The 17845-nt window shown below is 42.2% G+C and carries 16 protein-coding genes and 1 pseudogene; 9 read left to right on the forward strand and 8 right to left on the reverse strand.

Going from position 1 to position 17845, the window contains the following annotated elements:
- Window positions 1-15 precede the first annotated feature (15 nt).
- Window positions 16-1833: a Na/Pi cotransporter family protein gene (locus KCV26_12070; GenBank protein WZX36030.1), complete on the reverse strand. Its 1818-nt coding sequence runs from the start codon at window positions 1831-1833 to the stop codon at window positions 16-18.
- An 85-nt stretch (window positions 1834-1918) separates the two neighbouring features.
- Between KCV26_12070 and KCV26_12075 the strand changes: the two genes are divergently transcribed.
- The 9 genes and pseudogenes from KCV26_12075 (at window position 1919) to KCV26_12115 (ending at window position 10734) form a co-directional block, all read left to right on the forward strand.
- Complete coding sequence (locus KCV26_12075) at window positions 1919-3589, forward strand: nucleoside kinase (GenBank protein ID WZX36031.1); 1671 nt, start codon at window positions 1919-1921, stop codon at window positions 3587-3589.
- 12 nt (window positions 3590-3601) lie between these two features.
- Complete coding sequence (gene mnmE / locus KCV26_12080; protein ID WZX36032.1) at window positions 3602-4987, forward strand: tRNA uridine-5-carboxymethylaminomethyl(34) synthesis GTPase MnmE; 1386 nt, start codon at window positions 3602-3604, stop codon at window positions 4985-4987.
- Between the two features lie 492 nt (window positions 4988-5479).
- Window positions 5480-5707 (forward strand): hypothetical protein, encoded by a 228-nt coding sequence (locus KCV26_12085; GenBank protein WZX36033.1) that lies wholly within the window; start codon window positions 5480-5482, stop codon window positions 5705-5707.
- Between the two features lie 428 nt (window positions 5708-6135).
- Window positions 6136-6513, forward strand: a pseudogene (locus KCV26_12090) (hypothetical protein).
- A 779-nt stretch (window positions 6514-7292) separates the two neighbouring features.
- Window positions 7293-7856 (forward strand): hypothetical protein, encoded by a 564-nt coding sequence (locus KCV26_12095; protein WZX36034.1) that lies wholly within the window; start codon window positions 7293-7295, stop codon window positions 7854-7856.
- A 236-nt stretch (window positions 7857-8092) separates the two neighbouring features.
- Window positions 8093-8305, forward strand: coding sequence for a helix-turn-helix transcriptional regulator (locus KCV26_12100; GenBank protein ID WZX36035.1), 213 nt, complete (start codon window positions 8093-8095; stop codon window positions 8303-8305).
- Window positions 8306-8590: 285 nt separating this feature from the next.
- Window positions 8591-8890: a transposase gene (locus tag KCV26_12105; protein ID WZX36036.1), complete on the forward strand. Its 300-nt coding sequence runs from the start codon at window positions 8591-8593 to the stop codon at window positions 8888-8890.
- Entirely contained in the window at window positions 8887-9780 is an 894-nt protein-coding gene (locus KCV26_12110; protein WZX36037.1) for an IS3 family transposase, read from the forward strand. Before KCV26_12105 ends, KCV26_12110 begins: the two co-directional genes overlap by 4 nt.
- A 204-nt stretch (window positions 9781-9984) precedes the next feature.
- Complete coding sequence (locus KCV26_12115) at window positions 9985-10734, forward strand: DUF2225 domain-containing protein (protein WZX36038.1); 750 nt, start codon at window positions 9985-9987, stop codon at window positions 10732-10734.
- Between the two features lie 75 nt (window positions 10735-10809).
- Here the strand turns inward: KCV26_12115 and KCV26_12120 are convergent, their stop codons facing one another.
- The 7 genes from KCV26_12120 to KCV26_12150 form a co-directional block, all read right to left on the reverse strand.
- Window positions 10810-11280 (reverse strand): GNAT family N-acetyltransferase, encoded by a 471-nt coding sequence (locus tag KCV26_12120; protein ID WZX36039.1) that lies wholly within the window; start codon window positions 11278-11280, stop codon window positions 10810-10812.
- An 18-nt stretch (window positions 11281-11298) separates the two neighbouring features.
- Complete coding sequence (locus KCV26_12125) at window positions 11299-12375, reverse strand: GDP-L-fucose synthase (protein WZX36040.1); 1077 nt, start codon at window positions 12373-12375, stop codon at window positions 11299-11301.
- Window positions 12368-13453, reverse strand: coding sequence for a GDP-mannose 4,6-dehydratase (gmd, locus tag KCV26_12130; GenBank protein ID WZX36041.1), 1086 nt, complete (start codon window positions 13451-13453; stop codon window positions 12368-12370). The genes KCV26_12125 and gmd overlap by 8 nt, the downstream gene beginning before the upstream one ends.
- A gap of 44 nt (window positions 13454-13497) precedes the next feature.
- A complete protein-coding gene (locus KCV26_12135) occupies window positions 13498-14880 on the reverse strand; it encodes an exopolysaccharide biosynthesis polyprenyl glycosylphosphotransferase (protein WZX36042.1) in 1383 nt (460 codons plus the stop codon).
- A gap of 85 nt (window positions 14881-14965) precedes the next feature.
- Complete coding sequence (locus tag KCV26_12140; GenBank protein ID WZX36043.1) at window positions 14966-15721, reverse strand: WecB/TagA/CpsF family glycosyltransferase; 756 nt, start codon at window positions 15719-15721, stop codon at window positions 14966-14968.
- 5 nt (window positions 15722-15726) lie between these two features.
- On the reverse strand, window positions 15727-16686 hold the full coding sequence (locus tag KCV26_12145) for a hypothetical protein (GenBank protein WZX36044.1): 960 nt from the start codon (window positions 16684-16686) through the stop codon (window positions 15727-15729).
- A 17-nt stretch (window positions 16687-16703) separates the two neighbouring features.
- Window positions 16704-17816 (reverse strand): glycosyltransferase, encoded by a 1113-nt coding sequence (locus tag KCV26_12150; GenBank protein WZX36045.1) that lies wholly within the window; start codon window positions 17814-17816, stop codon window positions 16704-16706.
- Window positions 17817-17845: the final 29 nt, after the last annotated feature.

The following is a 17845-nucleotide window of genomic DNA, read 5'->3' on the forward strand; positions in this document are numbered from 1 at the left end:
TCACCGGCACAGAATTCAATCCGGTTTCACTTTCAGTGATTCGATTACATTGATGATGTAGTCCCCCATCCGTTCACACTCCGAAGTAATGTCCATATAGAACACGCCGTTCAGGTAAGAATACCGGTTTTCGTTCAGGTCTTCCACATTTTTCTGTTTCAGTGTGTTTCGCTTGTTATTGATGGTGCTTTCTATGCTTTGGCTTTCGTGCAGCTCTTTTTCCGAAATCTGCTGGTTCTTCAGAACCAGCTGCATGTTCTCGTATGCCTTATCCAGCAATCCATACATCGAGTTGATGTTGGTAAGGATGTTCTCTTCAAAAACAACGTTTGCTTCCATCTTCCGTTTCAGGTGGCGGCCGATGTTACAGCACGAATCCGCAATACTTTCTATTTCCGTTACGGCACGAAGAATGGCACGAATATGTTCTTTACTCTGGTGGCTAAGCCTTCCTTCGGAAACCTTGCTTAGATAGGATCCAATTTCAACTTCCATCTGGTCGCAGATATCTTCATATTTCTCCAACCGGTTGTATAGCTTCAGGAATTTCTTGTCGTTGTGGTCCATGTTGGTCATCTTCTTGACAAATCCAAACATCTTCCGTGCCCGCTTGGCATACACCTCCGTCTCTTTTTCGGCTTGCAGGATAGAGAGCTCTGCCGTGGATAAGATTCCCGTGGAAATGTACTGAAGAACAAATTCTTCATCGTCTTCCTCTCCGGCTTTCGGACGAACAACGTTGATGCATATTTTTTCGTATACCTTTACAAACCAGATCATCAATGATACGTTGCAAATGTTGAACAACGTGTGAAAAAGCGACAATCCGTATGAGGTAGCTCCCTGGTAACTGAGGTACATGTTCTGTTTGGACACCAGGTCCGCAGAAAGTTCCGATTTTGAAAGTGTTGTTATCTGTGTATACTCTTCGGGAGAGAGGGATGAGATAAACGCCGACATTTCAGCCGGATTGGCCGGCCCGAAAGAGGTTACCAGCCCTTCCACCATATTTACGAAATACTTGAATACAAACAACATCCAGATGACACCCAGCACATTGAACATGAAATGGGCGAAGGCGGCTCTTTTTGCCGACAGGTTTGCCGGAATGGCTGCCAGGTTTGCCGTAATGGTGGTGCCGATGTTTTCACCCATAATCATTGCTGCCGCAGCCGGGAAATCGATCCATCCCTTTGTTGCCATAATCAGGGTAAGGGCCACGGTTGCACTCGACGACTGCACAAGGATGGTCAAAACAGATCCTATCAGCAGAAAAATAAGAACCGATCCGATACCCATGTCGGAGAAGTTTTGTACGAACGACAGCACTTCGGGATTGTTCTGAAGGTCAGGCATTGCGCTTTTCAGGAAATCGAGGCCCATAAAAAGAAATGCAAAACCAAAGATGAATTCGCCGGTAGATTTGTTTTTGCTTTTCGATGAGAAAATCAAGGGGAGGGCAATCCCCATCAACGGGATGGATAAAGCGCTGATGGAAAATTTCCCGAATCCAAACAGAGAAATTATCCACGCCGTAACCGTTGTCCCGATGTTGGCTCCCATGATAACACCGATGGATTGGACCAAGCTCAGCAATCCGGCATTAACAAAACTCACCACCATAACCGTAGTGGCTGACGAAGATTGGATGAGTGCGGTGATCAGGACACCCGTTAAAACACCCATGACGCGGTTTTTTGTCATCGCTGACAAAATTGTTCTGAGCTTATTTCCTGCCAGTTTTTGCAGGCCTTCGCTCATAATCTTCATGCCGTAAAGGAAGAGAGCAAGTGAGCCTATAAGCTTTAAAAAGTCGAAGAAACTGTAGTCCATTTTCCAAAAATAGCGTATATTAGCGTGCAAATATAGCTAAAATAGGCTTGATTGCAAATATTTGTGAAAATTAATTGAAAAAAACATGACTGATACTGTTCGTATTCATTGCCTTAACACCAATGAATACAAGGATGTTAGGGTGGGTTCTTCCTTGGAAGAACTGATCGAAGTGTTCGGAGTGAAAAAACCATACCTCATTGCGAATGCAAAAGTGAACAATAAAACAGAATCGCTGACATACCAGGTCTACCGTCCACGTAGGGTGGAGTACGTCGACATCAGTGACTCTTCGGCCATGCGGACATACGTCCGCTCGTTGTGCTTCGTGCTGTCGAAAGCCGTTGACGACACTTTGCCGGATGCGGAAGTGTACATTGAACACGCCGTTTCGAGGGGATACTATTTCCACATAGAGAGCAACGTGGAGGTAGGAGAAAAGGAGCTGATGGCGGTCAAAAAACGGATGCAGGAAATTATCGATGCCGATATTCCGTTTATTCAAGTGGAAGAAGAGATTGCGGAAGTGGTAAAGCTGTTCCGCGAAAACGGAATGAAAGACAAAGCGCTATTGCTTGAGACTTCTGATGATTTGTTGTATGCACGTTACTCAAAACTGGACAATTATATCGATTATTATTACGGTTGTCTGCTGCCTTCATCGGCCTATCTTCATTTGTTTGATGTTGTTCCCTATAACGGCGGCTTTTTGCTTGTGGTGCCTAACAGGCAAAATCCGGTTGAGCTGGAGCCGGTCATCCCGCAGCAGAAGTTGCTGAAGGTTTATAGGGAGCATCTCGAGTTTCTGAAGATAAGTAAGCTGGATAATGTGGGCGATTTGAACAAGGCTATCCGAACAAATAAAATTTCAGAGATTATTCAGGTTTCGGAAGCTTACCAGGCGAATGAAATTGCCGATATTGCCAAAGAAATTACAGAAAGATACAACGATGGTTTGCGGGTTGTACTGATCTCGGGGCCGTCATCGTCTGGAAAAACAACCTTCAGGAAGCGGCTGGAAGTACAGCTTTATGTGAACAGGCTGAAGCCGGTGGGTATCTCACTTGATGATTATTTTATCGACCGCGACCTGACTCCGCTTGATGAGTTTGGCGAAAAAGATTACGAATCGCTTTACGCTATTGACCTGGATCTTTTTGAAAATCAGATCATAACACTGCTTAATGAGGAGGAGATTGAGTTGCCATCGTACAATTTTGTGACCGGGAAAAGAGAGTTCAGGAACCGTCGTCTCGTTATGGATAAAAAAAGTGTGCTGATCGTTGAGGGGATCCATGCGCTCAATCCCAAGCTGACGGAACACATTGCTCGCGATAAAAAGTATATGATCTATGTTTCGGCGCTCACCTCCATCTCGCTGGACAACCACAACTGGATCCCGCCTGCGGACAACCGGCTGTTGCGAAGGATTGTCCGTGACAACCGGTACCGCGGATATTCTGCTCGAGATACCATTTCGCGGTGGGACAGCGTTCGCCGGGGCGAAGAGAAGTGGATTTTTCCGTATCAGGAGAACGCCGACGTGATGTTCAACTCGGCCATGATCTACGAGCTGGCCGCCATCCGTCGCCATGCCGAGCCGGTTTTGCAACAGGTTCCCCGTGTGGTGGAAGAATATTCCGAAGCTTATCGCTTACTGAAGTTTTTGCGTTATTTCAATTATATTGCCGACAGGGAATTGCCGCCCACTTCCCTGCTGAGGGAGTTTTTGGGAGGGAGTAGTTTCCGGTATTAATTCACAACGCATATGAATGATATTATCTGTGCGGTATCCACTCCGCCCGGGATGGGTGCGATAGCCGTTATCCGCTTATCGGGAGAGGGATCTATTGCTGTGACCGATACCCTTTTTGTTTCGCCATCCGGTAAAAAACTGGCTGGGGCAAAGGCAAACACGGTACTTTTCGGACAGATCGTGTTCAACAACGAAGTTACGGATGAGGTACTTGTTACCGTCTTTCGTGCTCCGCATTCGTTTACAGGTGAGGAGAGCGTGGAGATCTCGTGCCACGGTTCGGTATACATCCAGCAGAAGATTGTGGAGGCACTGATTGCCCGGGGTGTCCGCTTGGCACAGCCAGGCGAGTTTACACGCCGTGCGTTCGGAAACGGTAAATTCGACCTGAGCCAGGCAGAAGCGGTAGCTGATCTGATTGCCTCCGCATCGCAGGCTTCGCACCGTGTGGCCATGAACCAGATGCGCGGCGGGTTTGCCGGAAAACTGACGGAGTTACGGGATAAGTTGTTGCAGTTTGTGTCGTTGGTCGAGCTCGAACTGGATTTTCCGGAAGAGGATGTGGAGTTTGCCAACCGGCAGAAACTTTACGAACTGACGGAGGAGATTGAACGGGAGATTGATAAGCTGGCTCGTTCGTTTCAGTTGGGGAATGCGATTAAGAACGGTATTCCTGTTGCCATTATCGGAGAGACCAATGCCGGAAAATCCACGTTGCTGAACCTGCTGTTAAACGAAGAAAAAGCCATTGTTTCCGATATCCACGGCACCACGCGTGACGTGATTGAAGATACCGTAAACATCAGTGGAGTCTCTTTCCGGTTTATCGATACCGCAGGTATCCGTCACACTACCGATACCATTGAGACGATGGGGATCGAACGCACTTTTCAAAAAATCGGGCAGGCCTCCATTGTGTTGTGGATGATTGATCTAACTACTCCCGTGGAGAAAATAGAGTCGCTTGCCGAATCCATTGTCCCCAAACTTGCTGACAAGCATGTGTTGCTGTTGTTCAACAAAGCCGATCTCTTGCCAGATGCCGAACGGGTCGAAAAAGAACATATCCTGCCTGAACTGAAGGCCGAGCGCCTGTTTATATCGGCAAAGAAACAACAGAATACCGATGTTTTGCAGCAGCTGCTGTTAAAAGCGGCGGCTATCCCGCAAATAGGCGAACATGATGTGATTGTGACTAACCTGCGCCACTACGAGGCATTGGTAAAAGCGCTGGAAGCCGTCCGCCGGGTTAAAGAGGGACTGGAGATCGGTATCTCCAGCGATTTTATATCACAGGATATCCGTGAGTGCATGTTCTACCTCGGGGAAATTACCGGGCAAATATCCACCGATGAAATTCTGGGAAACATCTTTAGCAAGTTCTGTATCGGAAAGTGATTTGCTTTCATAACTGTATAGTTTACAATTCTTTAAATTATAATAATAAGCTTCTTAGTGTTACTTTATATATACTTTGCAATACTTAGTTATCTTTTTCTTGTTACTATTTTTGTTACTCTCGTTGTCATTAGTATGATTTATTCTGTCCTTTATGGTCACTAGTCGAAATTACTACTGCTAAATACTGGTAATTACTGCTAAATACTAACAAATACTGAACAAAAACGGCCGATGTTTCTCCAGTCGATTTTATTTTTTTATTTGGTCTGAAAAATAGTATATTTACAAATTCAAAAAAATTCATTTTGTTGATAAATCTTTTAATTCAAGTAGTACTAACCTCTAAAAAGTAATTAAGATTTATGTAAAAGGTCATTTTGTTTTTAACAATGATTATTTTGTTGAGTTCCTGTAATTTTGGCGCAAAAAACTATCATAATGGAACCTATGCACTGAAAATAACCATGTTTGGAATTAATGTAAATACTGATGATATTTTTGATGGGAATAAATATAATAATAAATGAAAATAAAATTTTGATTTTTAATAATGAGTTAAATTGTAAGCAGTTCCCTGATAGAATTGAAGTTAACGATGGAGAAAAAAATATTATATTAAGAATATCAGAAGAGCGCGAAATTATTTTGCCCGTTGCTATGAATGCTCGATACGCAAAAATATCCCATAACACAGATTTTATCCTAAAACAAAAGTAGAAAATAATAAAAATAATGCTCCAATTGGAACTGCTCCAGCAAATACTCCAAAAATCCAGTTTGAATTATCAAATAATGAAAATGTTGAATATAATTACACCTTGATAAAGGATATGCAAGAAATTGATGGAAATAACATTATTGTTGCAGATTTTATTCAAATGGATTAAGTTACAGGTGATGCAAAAAATGAAAATCCAAAATTAAGAACGTTCAAGCTATCAGAGGATTGCAAAATTGAAGATTGTATTACAAATCAAGGAATTATTAATGTTGACAATATATAATGGATTACAAATCTGAAATTATTACAAATAATAGTCAAGCTTTTGAAAAAACTTGTGTAATGATATTAAAAGATAACGAAATTGTATGGTTGAATCTATTTTGCATAAGTTAATAGTTGGCATCCCAATTAAAAAAATATTATGAATAGGAAAAATAACCATTTAACGCCTGAAAGAATTACTAAACTATCAAGATGCGAAATATTTGTATTTGGCAGTAATGTTCAAGGTGAACATATGGGAGGTGCTGCCAAAATTGCATATGAAAAGTTTGGTGCTGAGTGGGGAGTTGGAGATGGCCCAACTGGTAGATGCTATGCTATTCCTACGATGCATGGAGGTCTAGAAGATATCCGTCCTTATGCAGAAAAATTTATTGAATATGCAAAAGAACATCCACGAAATCGCTTTCTTCTTACACGTGTCGGATGTGGTATAGCAGGATTTAAAGATATCGATATGTCACAACTTTTTAGGAAAGCAGTAGATATTCCAAATATAGCTGTCCCTAAAGAATGGTTGCCCGGAATGTTAATTGACACATATTTAGGAATTGATACTCCAAAAGAACGAGAAATATCACCAGAAACCATCACTGAACAAACTCTAATGAAATTATGTCAAAAACATAATTACGAAATAGGTGCAGGAATTTTTGATATTTTACCAAATATAAGGGTAAGGTATGTAGAAGAAAATCAAAAATTTGGCTACAGAGAATTTGGCGATTTCTTTTTCCATAAAGAAGATTTTTATGTGTGGAGTTTAGATGACAAATGGGCAGACCAACATAATCAAGGTATTGTATTAGATGTATTTGGTGATGAGTGTGAAGGCCGTGGATATGCACGAAAAGTTTTATTTGCGGGTGTATGCACAAACGTACGTGATATAAATAAAGAATTGATTTATACGGGTGATGTTATTAATATCATAAGAAAAGATCCAACTATAAGTGATCAGCTTGCATTGGGTACTTTTGATACCGCAGAAGAATTTGACTATAGATTTGTACTCGATAACCATAGTTTACTTCTTTCAGACTGCATAAAACAGAATAAAAAACTTCAACGTATTGGTACAGTTTTTTTTCAGTTGAAAGATGATGAGTATCCACCTAAAACTATAAGGAATCGTACTGGACTATTCAATAGTTGGTATGATACTGGAGAAGAACACAAGCAAAAAGTCCTTATGTCTAAATATACCCCAAACTTTGATCAAGAAATATGGAAATACACTGCATTGGATTTATTAGGAGTCGAATTTAATTGGAGATAAATATAAATTATATGCTAATGAAAACAAATTCACAAGATGTAAAAGCGCGTTTATGTGCGATTGGTGAGAGTAATGTTCTATCAATACTATTACAAAAGGGTTGGGATGCATTAAACATAAACGGAACAATTAAAAATTTTAAATCTGTTGATATAATATGTTTCAAAGAGGATTTAAATGATTGGAAGCCTTTAACTTCTTTCATTCAAGTTAAAACAAGCGTAGGGAAAAATATACCTATAGGTTTCAAAATTGAAGATTGTCTAAATAGAGATGAACTTGAGAAGAAAGTGTTAGGTCCTTATGTATTTGTTTATGTACAAATTAAAAATGGGGTTTATGAATTTCGTTATTTTATATTATCACGAAGTCAGTTTATTGATCTTGCTAATCAGTCACATGAATATTATACGAAAGGATATAAAAGAGTAAAGGAGATTAATTTGGATTCCGTAGCTGGATTAAATCTTCATTGGCTCGAAGGCAAATCTGATAATGAAACTTTAAATCACAGAGCTTTTAATAATCCATTAAATGGTATTTCTTGTGAAAATAAATGGGAGAATATTTGGTTGGAATAATAATTATATATTGTTGAGATAAAATTATTTGTTACTTTTCTGTACATTTTATTCATATAACAATCTGATTTATATTATATTTCATTTTCTGCATCGGAAAATAGTGTATTGAAAATAAATATTTTTGGATAAAAAATAATTACAAAAGCATATAAATTTGATTATTTCCTTGATTTTATATGTTTTTGAATGTAATTCTATATCTTTGCATAAAATAACTGCAAAAGCATATAATTATGTCATTAAGTTTAGCCGCATTTATTAAAACAAAACGGAAAGAAGCCAAGCTTACACAGCAGGAGTTTGCCGACAGAGCAGGCGTAGCACTTACGGTTGTCCGAAAGATAGAGCAGGGTAAGGAAAACCTGAGTTTGGCAAAAGTGAATCAAGTATTGATGATGTTTGGGAATAAGCTTGCGCCTGTGAACCATAAGGAGATTGAAAAATGAGACAGGGGAAAGTGCTTTATAAAGATGACTTTGCCGGAATCCTCACGGAAACTGACAAAATCAGATTTTATAAACTTGGGATTGAAATTTCAATTGACCGAAAAACAAATTCTTAATACCTTTAAGCAATTTGTTAAAGTTGAGAAAATAATGAAGCAAGTGATAAAATCCTCTTTTCTTTCCATGGAAAATCAAGTAAAAAATATTGAGTTATTAGAAAATCGTTTGGAATTACTAACTTAGCCGGGACACAGAGTTAAGCATAAACGCTTATTTTTGTGTAATATGAGAAAACAAAGAACCCATTTTGACAAGGCATTCAAAGAGAATGCGGTCAAACTCAGTTTAGAACGCAAGAATATTTCCGAGCTTGCACAGGAATTGGGTATTGCCCCCTTTCTTTTATATCGTTGGCGGAAAGAATACCAGCAGAAAGGAGAAGCCAGTTTCCCCGGACACGGTGTCCAGTCATTAAGTGAAGATACCAAAAGGATTGCTGAACTGGAAAAACGCCTTGGCGAGGCTGAAACGGAGCGGGACATATTAAAAAAAGCTTTGAGCATCATCTCCAAGAGAGATCGTTGATCTATCTCTTTATAAAGGAATATAACTCGAAACAATGGACGGTCGAGGTGATGTGCAGAGTACTGAAAGTCCCCAGGAGCAGTTATTACCGCTGGCTTAAAGATCCGGAGGGCCAACGTAAGCGCAAATATATGGAGCTGGACGAAAAGATCAGGGATGCATATTTTGCAGCCAGGGGACGCAATGGAAGCCCCCGGCTGGCAAAGGATTTGCAGGTATCCGGAACTCCTGTCTCGAGAACCACTGTAGCATGCCACATGAGGAAAATGGGCTTGCGCAGCAAACTCTCGAGACGATTCAAAGTGACGACGGATGCCTCTCACAACTATAAGGTTGCTCCAAATCTGTTGAATCGCGAATTTAATCAGAATGAGCCTGTGAAAGCGTGTGTCTCTGACCTGACGTATATTCCGTGTAAGGATGGATTTCTTTATCTGACCTGTGTGCTGGATCTTTTTGACCGCAAACTGATCGGATGGTCCATAAGCGATCATATGAATGCATCCCATACCGTAGTTCCGGCCATCAGGATGGCCAATAGGAACAGACCTTTTGGAGAAGGAATGATATTTCATTCTGACCGGGGCATACAATATGCTTGCAAACAGACTGTCAATCTGTTGAAATCCTTGAAGCTGGAACAAAGTATGAGTGGAAAGGGAAATTGTTGGGATAATGCCGTGGCTGAAAGCTTTTTCAAAACTTTCAAATCTGAATTGGTCTATGGTACCAAACTCAAAACAAGAGAGCAAATGCGCTTGTATGTATTTGAATATATTGAATCCTGGTATAATCATAAAAGAAGATTCTCAGCATTGGGAAACTTAACCATTGATGAATTTTGGAATCAGTATAATATTAAAAAAGAATCAATTAAAAATGTCGCTTAACTTTTTGTCTCAATTAAGTTTGCAAGTCCACATCCCTTTTTTAGGGACAAGATAACTTGATCTTTTCAAAGTGGCACAAATCGAACCGTAAAAAGTGGCACGGTTTGAACCGAAAAAGGTGGCACACATAGACCGAAATCACTGGCACAAATCAAACCGTTTTATCCAACGTTAGCGGTCATTGTAAAACAAAAAACGGCAATTATGAAAAGAATTAATTCAATACTAGGAGTCATTTTCTTATTGACATTTAATGTAAATGCTACTACTTGGTTTCCAGCAGAACATACTTGTCCTATCTGTAAACATAAACACGAATACAAGGAAATTGAGAGTTATGGTGGATATATTTATAATTGGCCTTCCAAGTATCAATATGTGTATTGGCCATTGACCGATCTTCCATCAGTGTATTGTTGCCCAAAATGTAATTTTACTACTTATATGTGGGACTTTGATAGTGTCCCAGAAAATAGAGTGGATACCTTAACAAAGTTTTTATCCACAGTTAAACTTGAAAAAAAGTATAAAGACTATATTGACATTCCAATGACAACTCGACTTGAAATTGCAGAAAATGTCTATAAAATACTTGGACGAGACAATGAATTTTGGTGTAAATTCTATCGTGTACAGGGATATCATTATGACCAGGAAAAAAATAAAGAAAAGGCGAAAGAATCTCGACTAAAATCATTAGACCTTGCAAGGTTAATGCTTTCAGATTCAGTTTATTCTGGACAAGAAAAAGAAATTCTTTTCATAATTGCAGCAATGAATAATTTTATAGGACAAAAAGACAGTGCATTGATTTATCTTGACAAGGCAAGCTTATTAACTTACGAAAACAAGAAATGGAAAGAAGAAAATGTAAAAGGACTTGACAGATATTTGACTGATTTGATTAAGCAATACAAAGAATTTATTCGTAAAGAAAAAGAAGATGAAGGATAGATAAGATTCCATTCGACAAGCCGGAGGCATTCTTTATGGAACATTTACTGTGATGTTGGTGCCAGGAAGCTTGGGTCAGAAACGGAGTCTCATCAAGATTGTATCGTCGGTAACCTCTTTCTCCGTTTCGAAGCCGAACCGGCTACATAACCTGTAAGTCCTCTTGTTCTCTTTCAGGGTGATGCAGTACAGGGATTCCAGGTTGCGGGATTTTGCGTAATCGATTATATCCTGCATCATTTGTATGGCAGCCGTTTTACCCCACAACTCCTTTTCGCCGATATACCCGAAAACCTCGCCGTCGGTACCGGTAATGTGCTTCAGGCCGTAAACGGCGATCGGTGCCCCGTTATACCAACCGGCCTTCAGGTGATAGTCGGTCCGGGTCTTTAAGCCCTCGAACCATTTCTCCTGAGACTCCTGGTCGAAGTCGGGAGTCATTGTCAGGCTTTTTAATTGCGGGTCGTTCAGCCATTTCCATGACTTCTCCAGTGCTTCACGGTCGAACTCCCTGAATTCGACTTCCATCAGTTTTCTGTATTCCATAAAAAGTTGTTTTTTTGTTTATTCCTGGTCGGCTATATACCAATTGTACATCCGGTCTATGCCTTCCCCGATCTCAACGTTGTATTGCCAGCCCAGCGATGTTAGTTTAGAAACATCGGTCAGTTTTCGCATCGTCCCGTCGGGCTTTGACGCATCGAACCGGATCTCTCCCTTATAACCAATAATTTTTCTTATGGTCTCTGCAAGGTTCTTTATGCTGATCTCCTTGCCCGTGCCGATATTGATGTGGCAGTTGCGGATTTCTTTCCTGTCTTGTTTCAGATCGTCGAAATCCACGTTCTCCATAATAAAAACACAGGCATCGGCCATATCTTCGCTCCACAGGAACTCCCGCATGGGCTGCCCTGTTCCCCAGAGCTCTATGTGTGTGGAAAAGATGCCGTGTTTGCTCAATGCGTTTACGATATCGTCCGTCGTGCTTATATCGTTGATGTTGTCCAACGGCCTTCTTCTGAGGTCTTTTCTTACGGACTCCCAGTCGCCTTCGTGCAGGCATTTGCCCAGGTGCATTTTTCGCATCATGGCCGGAAGCACGTGGCTGTTTTCCAGGTGAAAGTTGTCGTTCAGCCCGTAAAGGTTGGTGGGCATTACCGCGATATAGTTTGTCCCGTACTGGATGTTGAAGCTTTCACACATCTTCAGCCCGGCAATTTTAGCTATGGCATAGGGTTCATTTGTATATTCGAGGGGCGACGAAAGGAGGTAATCCTCTTTCATCGGCTGTGGGGACTCCTTGGGATAGATGCAGGTGCTACCCAGAAACAGCAGTTTCTTCACGTTGTTCCGGAAGCTTTCGTAGATAACATTGTTCTGGATCTGGAGGTTCTTGTGGATAAAGTCGGCCCGGTAGGTATTGTTGGCAACGATCCCGCCCACGTAGGCGGCAGCAAGAAATACGTATTCGGGTTTTTCTTTTTCGAAAAACGCTTTTACGGCTGCACCATCCAACAGATCCAGTTCCCCGTGAGAACGGCCGATGAGGTTTGTATAGCCTTTTTCCTGCAGGTTCTTCCGGATGGCGGAACCGACCAACCCGTTGTGGCCGGCAATGTATATTTTGCTCCCTTTATTCATTGTCTATTTCGTCTTTGACTTTCAGTTTTCTCACAAACTTCATGTCGTGCTTTACCATTAATTTCACCAGTTCCCCGAAGGAAGTTTTCCGGGGATTCCAACCGAGAAGGGTTTTCGCCTTGGTGGGGTCTCCCAAAAGCTGTTCCACCTCGGCCGGGCGGAAGTATTTGGGATCCACTTCCACCAAGGTTTTCCCCGTAGAGATGTCTATTCCCTTTTCGTTAATCCCTTTACCTTCCCACCGTAGTTGAATGCCGGCTTCAGCAAAGGCGAGCGCGCAAAAATCGCGAACGCTGTGCATCTCGCCTGTGGCGATGACAAAATCCTCCGGAGTGTTGTGCTGGAGCATCAGCCACATGCATTCCACGTAATCTTTTGCATACCCCCAGTCGCGCAAGGCATCCAGGTTCCCGAGGTAAAGTTTGTCCTGCATCTGTTGGGCAATCCGGGCAACGGCAATTGTTATTTTCCGGGTGACAAAGGTCTCTCCGCGCCGTTCACTCTCGTGATTGAAAAGAATGCCGTTCACGGCAAACATCCCGTATGATTCACGATAGTTCTTCGTAATCCAGTAACCATAGAGCTTAGCTACGCCGTATGGGCTGCGTGGATAAAAGGGCGTAGTCTCCTTCTGGGGTACCTCCTGCACCAGGCCGTAGAGCTCTGAGGTGGAGGCCTGGTAGATCCTCGTTTTCTTCTCCAGTCCGAGAATCCGGACTGCTTCTAGCAAGCGGAGCGTACCAACAGCGTCGGTTTCGGCTGTGTATTCGGGTACGTCGAAACTCACCTTGACGTGGCTTTGGGCAGCCAGGTTGTAGATCTCACCGGGCTGCACGGTCTGTATGACCCGAATCAGTGAGCTGGAGTCGGTCATGTCGGCATAATGGAGGTTCACCAGCCTTTTTCGGTGCATGTCCCTTACCCATTCGTCCAGGTACAGGTGTTCGATGCGGCCCGTATTGAATGATGATGAGCGGCGTAATAACCCGTGGACTTCGTATCCCTTGTCTATTAGAAATTCAGCCAGGTAGGATCCGTCTTGTCCCGTTATACCTGTAATTAATGCTACTTTTGTCATGATTTTATCTGTTGTAATTAAAATGCAAATATATCGTAAATTTTTCACATGGCGTTTTTATACGCGTTCTTACCGATCAGGGTCATCACAATAATCTTGATATCCCATAGGAAGTTCCAATTTTCCAGGTATTCCATGTCGTATTCTACTCTTTTTTGCATTTTCCAAAGCTCGTCGGTGAGTCCCCGGTAGCCATTTACTTGTGCCCAGCCGGTAATGCCCGGCTTCACGAAATGGCGCACCTTGTAATATTCAATCAAAGCGGAATACTGTTCGGTATGCTTGAGCATGTGCGGACGCGGCCCGACCACAGACATATTCCCCACGAGAACATTAAAGAACTGAGGCAGTTCGTCGATATTGTACTTGCGTAAAAAATTCCCGATAGAGGTTATCCGGTTGTCATTTTTCACGGCCTGTTTTGTGTCCGCTTCCTGGTTCACCTTCATGGTCCGGAACTTGATACAGTTGAATGTCTTGTTGTTTATTCCCGTCCGTTGCTGAACGAAAAACACAGGCCCTTTTGAGTTTAACTTGATAATGATGCTTAGCAGGGGAAGCAACCAGCTGAAGATAAACAGAATGACTGCCGATGAAAAGACGACGTCGAATGCCCTTTTTTTCAGGCGCAACGTCAGGTCGTCCAGCGGGATCTGCTGGGGGTTGAACATCTCGAAGAAACGGGCGGACTCTACCTTTCGGTACATGCACTTGTTCCAGTATCCGTTCATGAGGATATACCGCACTCTCAGTCCGGTTTTATTGCACAGGGCAAGAAGCTCTTTCGTGTTTTTCAGGGTAAAGTACTTGGGGTTGGTCACGAAGATCATGTTTATTTTGTGATCCTTCGCTAAAGCGGGTAGCTCCGTCAGCCCTCCCAGAAGGTCCTCTCCAGCACCGTTTCCTTTGTCAGAAATATAACCCACCAGCTTGAAACCCAACGTAGGGTTGTTATTGAGTATTTTTCCAACTACCCGACTCGAGTTGTTTGTACCCAATATAATCACCCTGTTGAATGAATATCCCTTCGCGTAGCGATATCGATGGAGTTGGTAAATGAAATAAAACACTACTACCTTGAACAGGAAAAAGAATGCCACATACTCCAATAAAAACACCCGGTGGTACCCCTTGGGAAGGAAGATCTCTCCCAGCGCAAAAAGGGTGATGATCAAAACAAGGAAACGTATGCTGATAATTCTCAACCGGTACCTATACTTGTCAGTGAAGAAGAAATTTCTTTTGCCGTACAAGGTATATGCAATAATTTCCGAGATATTCGCGTGTAGATAATACAGGTTTCTTCGGGGTACGTCCATATAATCGTGAACCGGGCTAAACTGAAAAACAATAAAGACCGCTAAGTTCAAAAGAAACAAGTCTATTAAAAGATAAAAGAACCTTATTCCCGGGTGATCTGTTTCCATAACTGCGAAATAATAAAATAGAATACGTTGTACATGCTTTGTTGCGTTTATGCTGAAAAACAAGGATGCCTTGTCTTTTAGCCTTTTAGAGTAAATCGCGAAATACTACACGGGGCCGAGTGTTTTTATAATGATAGAGTGCCACCAGTTTTTCCTTCAGGATATGCTTGATGAATAATGTATTCCCGATGAGGTACCTGCGCCACATGCGCTTAGGTTCCTTGATTAGCCGGTAAAACCATTCCATGCCGATGGATATCATCCAGCCGGGTGCTCTCTTCACGGTTCCGGCGTAGAAGTCGAATACGGCGCCGATGCAACAGATGTGGCCCGCTTTCAACTGAGGGTAATACTTGAAGGCCCATTTTTCTTGCTTGGGCGCCGTCATGCCGATAAAGAGGACGTCGGGTTCGATTTCATTGACTGCGTCTACCATCCTTTGGCTCTCTTCATCGCTGAATTCCGGCTTATAAGGCGGTGAGTAGCTGTAGACCTCTACGTAGGGATACTCCTTTGCTGCTCTCTCCCGGATGAGGTTCAACGTCTTTTCCGAACTTCCCAGAAAGAAACATTTCCCTTTCGTTGAGTGGATCCGATCCATTTCGTACCGGAACAGATCCGCTCCGGCAATCTTTTTTAATTTTTCGCCGATTAACAGGCGAAGCGCCCAGACGATACTTATTCCGTCGGGTAGCAGCATGTCGCTCGACTTCAGGGCTTCCCGGAAATAAATGTCTTTATGTAGTGTATTAAATGAGTGGGCATTGAGTGTGGTGATCAGTTTTTTTGACGGATTGATCTCTTGTAAAGACCCGTTGAACAAGTTAAATTCGTGTAACATATTGCTTATTTTTTAGGGTTAATTTGAAATGATTGATTGTTGCCAGGGTTCCACCAAAAGGTGAACCTGAGTGATGTCTCACAGTTGTGGATTTCTTTAAACCGGATTAATCCGACGTTAGGATCTCCGCACATGCTGGATATTCCCAGATCGATGTAATCGAAGTCCATCTTTTTATAGTGTTCGTAGATATTCATGACCAGGAAGTCTATTATCCCCAGCGATCTTTTTTCCATGTCGTCGCCCAGGAAAATGCCCTGAACGATCTTGCTGTGTCCCCTATAAAAAATTCCTGCTCCGATATTGCATCCATCGCTGTCTTTTACCAGGAAGAAATCGACCGGCAGGATTTCATTCACTTTCAGTATGTCCTCGAGAGTCATGTGTATTTTCCGTTCTTGCTCGACACGATTCCGGAAAATCACGTCATAAGCGTCTTTCCTAGATGCTTCGTCTGTAACAATGCTGCAGGAGAGCTGATGTTTTATTGCTCTTCTGCAATTCTGGCCCACCGTGTTTTTTGTCCAGTTCCCGTCGAATTTCTTCAGGTTCACACAGTTCTGTATATCGGGGGTAGCCATAGTGAATCCCAACCTGACAAATGCATTTATGAATTTCGCGTTCATGTTGTTCTGATAGGGGTTGGGCGGTAAGGTGATGACTACCCGCTTGAATCCCTGTTCGTTCACAAATAATTTTAAGTCAGAGAGGTAATTGAATATAACACTGTACGATACATGTTCGTGTGTATAGTGAAAGCCGCCAAAAGGAGCTGAAAAAGGTGAACAGAGAATATCGTCCTTCAAGCCAAGAATTAATCCGATAGACTTTTCCTCTTCGTCCATCAGCCTGATCAGCCGTTCTGTCTTATTCTCAACCAGCCCGAGAAATGCTTCTGAAATAAACGGACTTGGGTCGGTGTCAAAATACCTTCTGTACAGTGTTTTTGTAATGTCTGTAAGCATTTTCTAGCAAATAAGGGTTATTTAATCGCATCTTGTAAAATGGAAAGTAACTTGTGTTCAAAAATACTGAGGGTGAAATTATTTTCGTATTTCATCCTTCCGTCCTTTCCCATCTGCTTTCGCAACAGCGGGTACCGCACCAGCAACTCCAACCTTTCTGCCAGGGCAATGACGTTACGTTGCGGAATCAGGAAACCGTTGATTCCGTCTTTTACCATATCGGGAATGCCTCCCTCAAAGGTGGAAATAACGGGTAGGCTGTGCTGCATGGCTTCCAGAATAACCAACGGGAAGCATTCGTTCGGATAATAGGTGGGTAGCACAAAAACATCAGCCTGTTCGTAAGCCATTTCTTTCAGTTTCCCAAACCTTTTTCCAAGATACTTTACCTGGTTCGTCAGTTTTTTTTGTTTTACGTAATTGTTGAACTGTTCTTCGTTCACGTCTCCTTCCCCGCCTATGAAATCGCATGTAAACCGGTATCCTTTCTCTTTTAAGAGTGAACAAGCTTCAATCAGGTCAAAAACTCCTTTCGTTGTAAAGAGATTGGATAAGAAAAGGATCTTTAACGTCTTGTCTTCTTGAAGGGACAAAAGTTCTGTTTCCACCTGGTAGTCTTTGATCCCGTTGGGACAATAATAAACTTTCCAGGGTAAAACATACCTTTCTACATCCAGGTATAGCTGCTCCGACAGGAGGATGACGCTGGTGTTTTTAAAAACAAACCGGTAGAGCAGGTCGTTTACCTTTTTGTGCTGGTTATGCCGGATCCCTTTGTTGTGAAGGTGGTATATTGTTTTTACGCGAAAAATGCGTAGTAATCCTACCAGAAAACAGTCCTTGTAAAAGGCTGCACCGGTGGTTGACAGGGCATAATAACAGAGGTCTGGCCTGCGGTGAATAAGTTTCCCGAAGAGTTCGATCCAGATTGCAATGAATCGGAACAGTTTGATAAAACTAGTTTTACCGGTCTCGTTTACTGAACGGGACATGAGCAAGTTAATATACCTGCCGTGAAAGGAGTTGTTGATCAACGGGCTTTCTTTAACAAATTCACCAACAATGGAAGATCCGTGCACCGGTGGTGGTAGATGAAGCAGGTAGAGTATGTCCTTTTGTTTGTTGCGCATAGTTTTTTATGTGTATCTAAGTCGAATCC

Origin of the sequence: Petrimonas sulfuriphila (genome assembly GCA_038561985.1) — a bacterium.
Taxonomy (GTDB): domain Bacteria; phylum Bacteroidota; class Bacteroidia; order Bacteroidales; family Dysgonomonadaceae; genus Petrimonas; species Petrimonas sulfuriphila.

What these genes read in the sequence shown, in the direction of transcription:
- KCV26_12085 (WZX36033.1), top strand. Translation starts at nt 5,480, where the DNA reads ATGATATTTTTGATGGGAATAAATATAATAATAAATGAAAATAAAATT.
- KCV26_12100 (WZX36035.1), top strand. Translation starts at nt 8,093, where the DNA reads ATGTCATTAAGTTTAGCCGCATTTATTAAAACAAAACGGAAAGAAGCC.
- KCV26_12115 (WZX36038.1), top strand. Translation starts at nt 9,985, where the DNA reads ATGAAAAGAATTAATTCAATACTAGGAGTCATTTTCTTATTGACATTT.
- KCV26_12140 (WZX36043.1), bottom strand. Translation starts at nt 15,721, where the DNA reads ATGTTACACGAATTTAACTTGTTCAACGGGTCTTTACAAGAGATCAAT.
- KCV26_12070 (WZX36030.1), bottom strand. Translation starts at nt 1,833, where the DNA reads ATGGACTACAGTTTCTTCGACTTTTTAAAGCTTATAGGCTCACTTGCT.
- KCV26_12145 (WZX36044.1), bottom strand. Translation starts at nt 16,686, where the DNA reads ATGCTTACAGACATTACAAAAACACTGTACAGAAGGTATTTTGACACC.
- KCV26_12105 (WZX36036.1), top strand. Translation starts at nt 8,591, where the DNA reads ATGAGAAAACAAAGAACCCATTTTGACAAGGCATTCAAAGAGAATGCG.
- KCV26_12095 (WZX36034.1), top strand. Translation starts at nt 7,293, where the DNA reads ATGAAAACAAATTCACAAGATGTAAAAGCGCGTTTATGTGCGATTGGT.
- KCV26_12120 (WZX36039.1), bottom strand. Translation starts at nt 11,280, where the DNA reads ATGGAATACAGAAAACTGATGGAAGTCGAATTCAGGGAGTTCGACCGT.
- KCV26_12075 (WZX36031.1), top strand. Translation starts at nt 1,919, where the DNA reads ATGACTGATACTGTTCGTATTCATTGCCTTAACACCAATGAATACAAG.
- KCV26_12125 (WZX36040.1), bottom strand. Translation starts at nt 12,375, where the DNA reads ATGAATAAAGGGAGCAAAATATACATTGCCGGCCACAACGGGTTGGTC.
- KCV26_12150 (WZX36045.1), bottom strand. Translation starts at nt 17,816, where the DNA reads ATGCGCAACAAACAAAAGGACATACTCTACCTGCTTCATCTACCACCA.
- KCV26_12135 (WZX36042.1), bottom strand. Translation starts at nt 14,880, where the DNA reads ATGGAAACAGATCACCCGGGAATAAGGTTCTTTTATCTTTTAATAGAC.
- mnmE (WZX36032.1), top strand. Translation starts at nt 3,602, where the DNA reads ATGAATGATATTATCTGTGCGGTATCCACTCCGCCCGGGATGGGTGCG.
- gmd (WZX36041.1), bottom strand. Translation starts at nt 13,453, where the DNA reads ATGACAAAAGTAGCATTAATTACAGGTATAACGGGACAAGACGGATCC.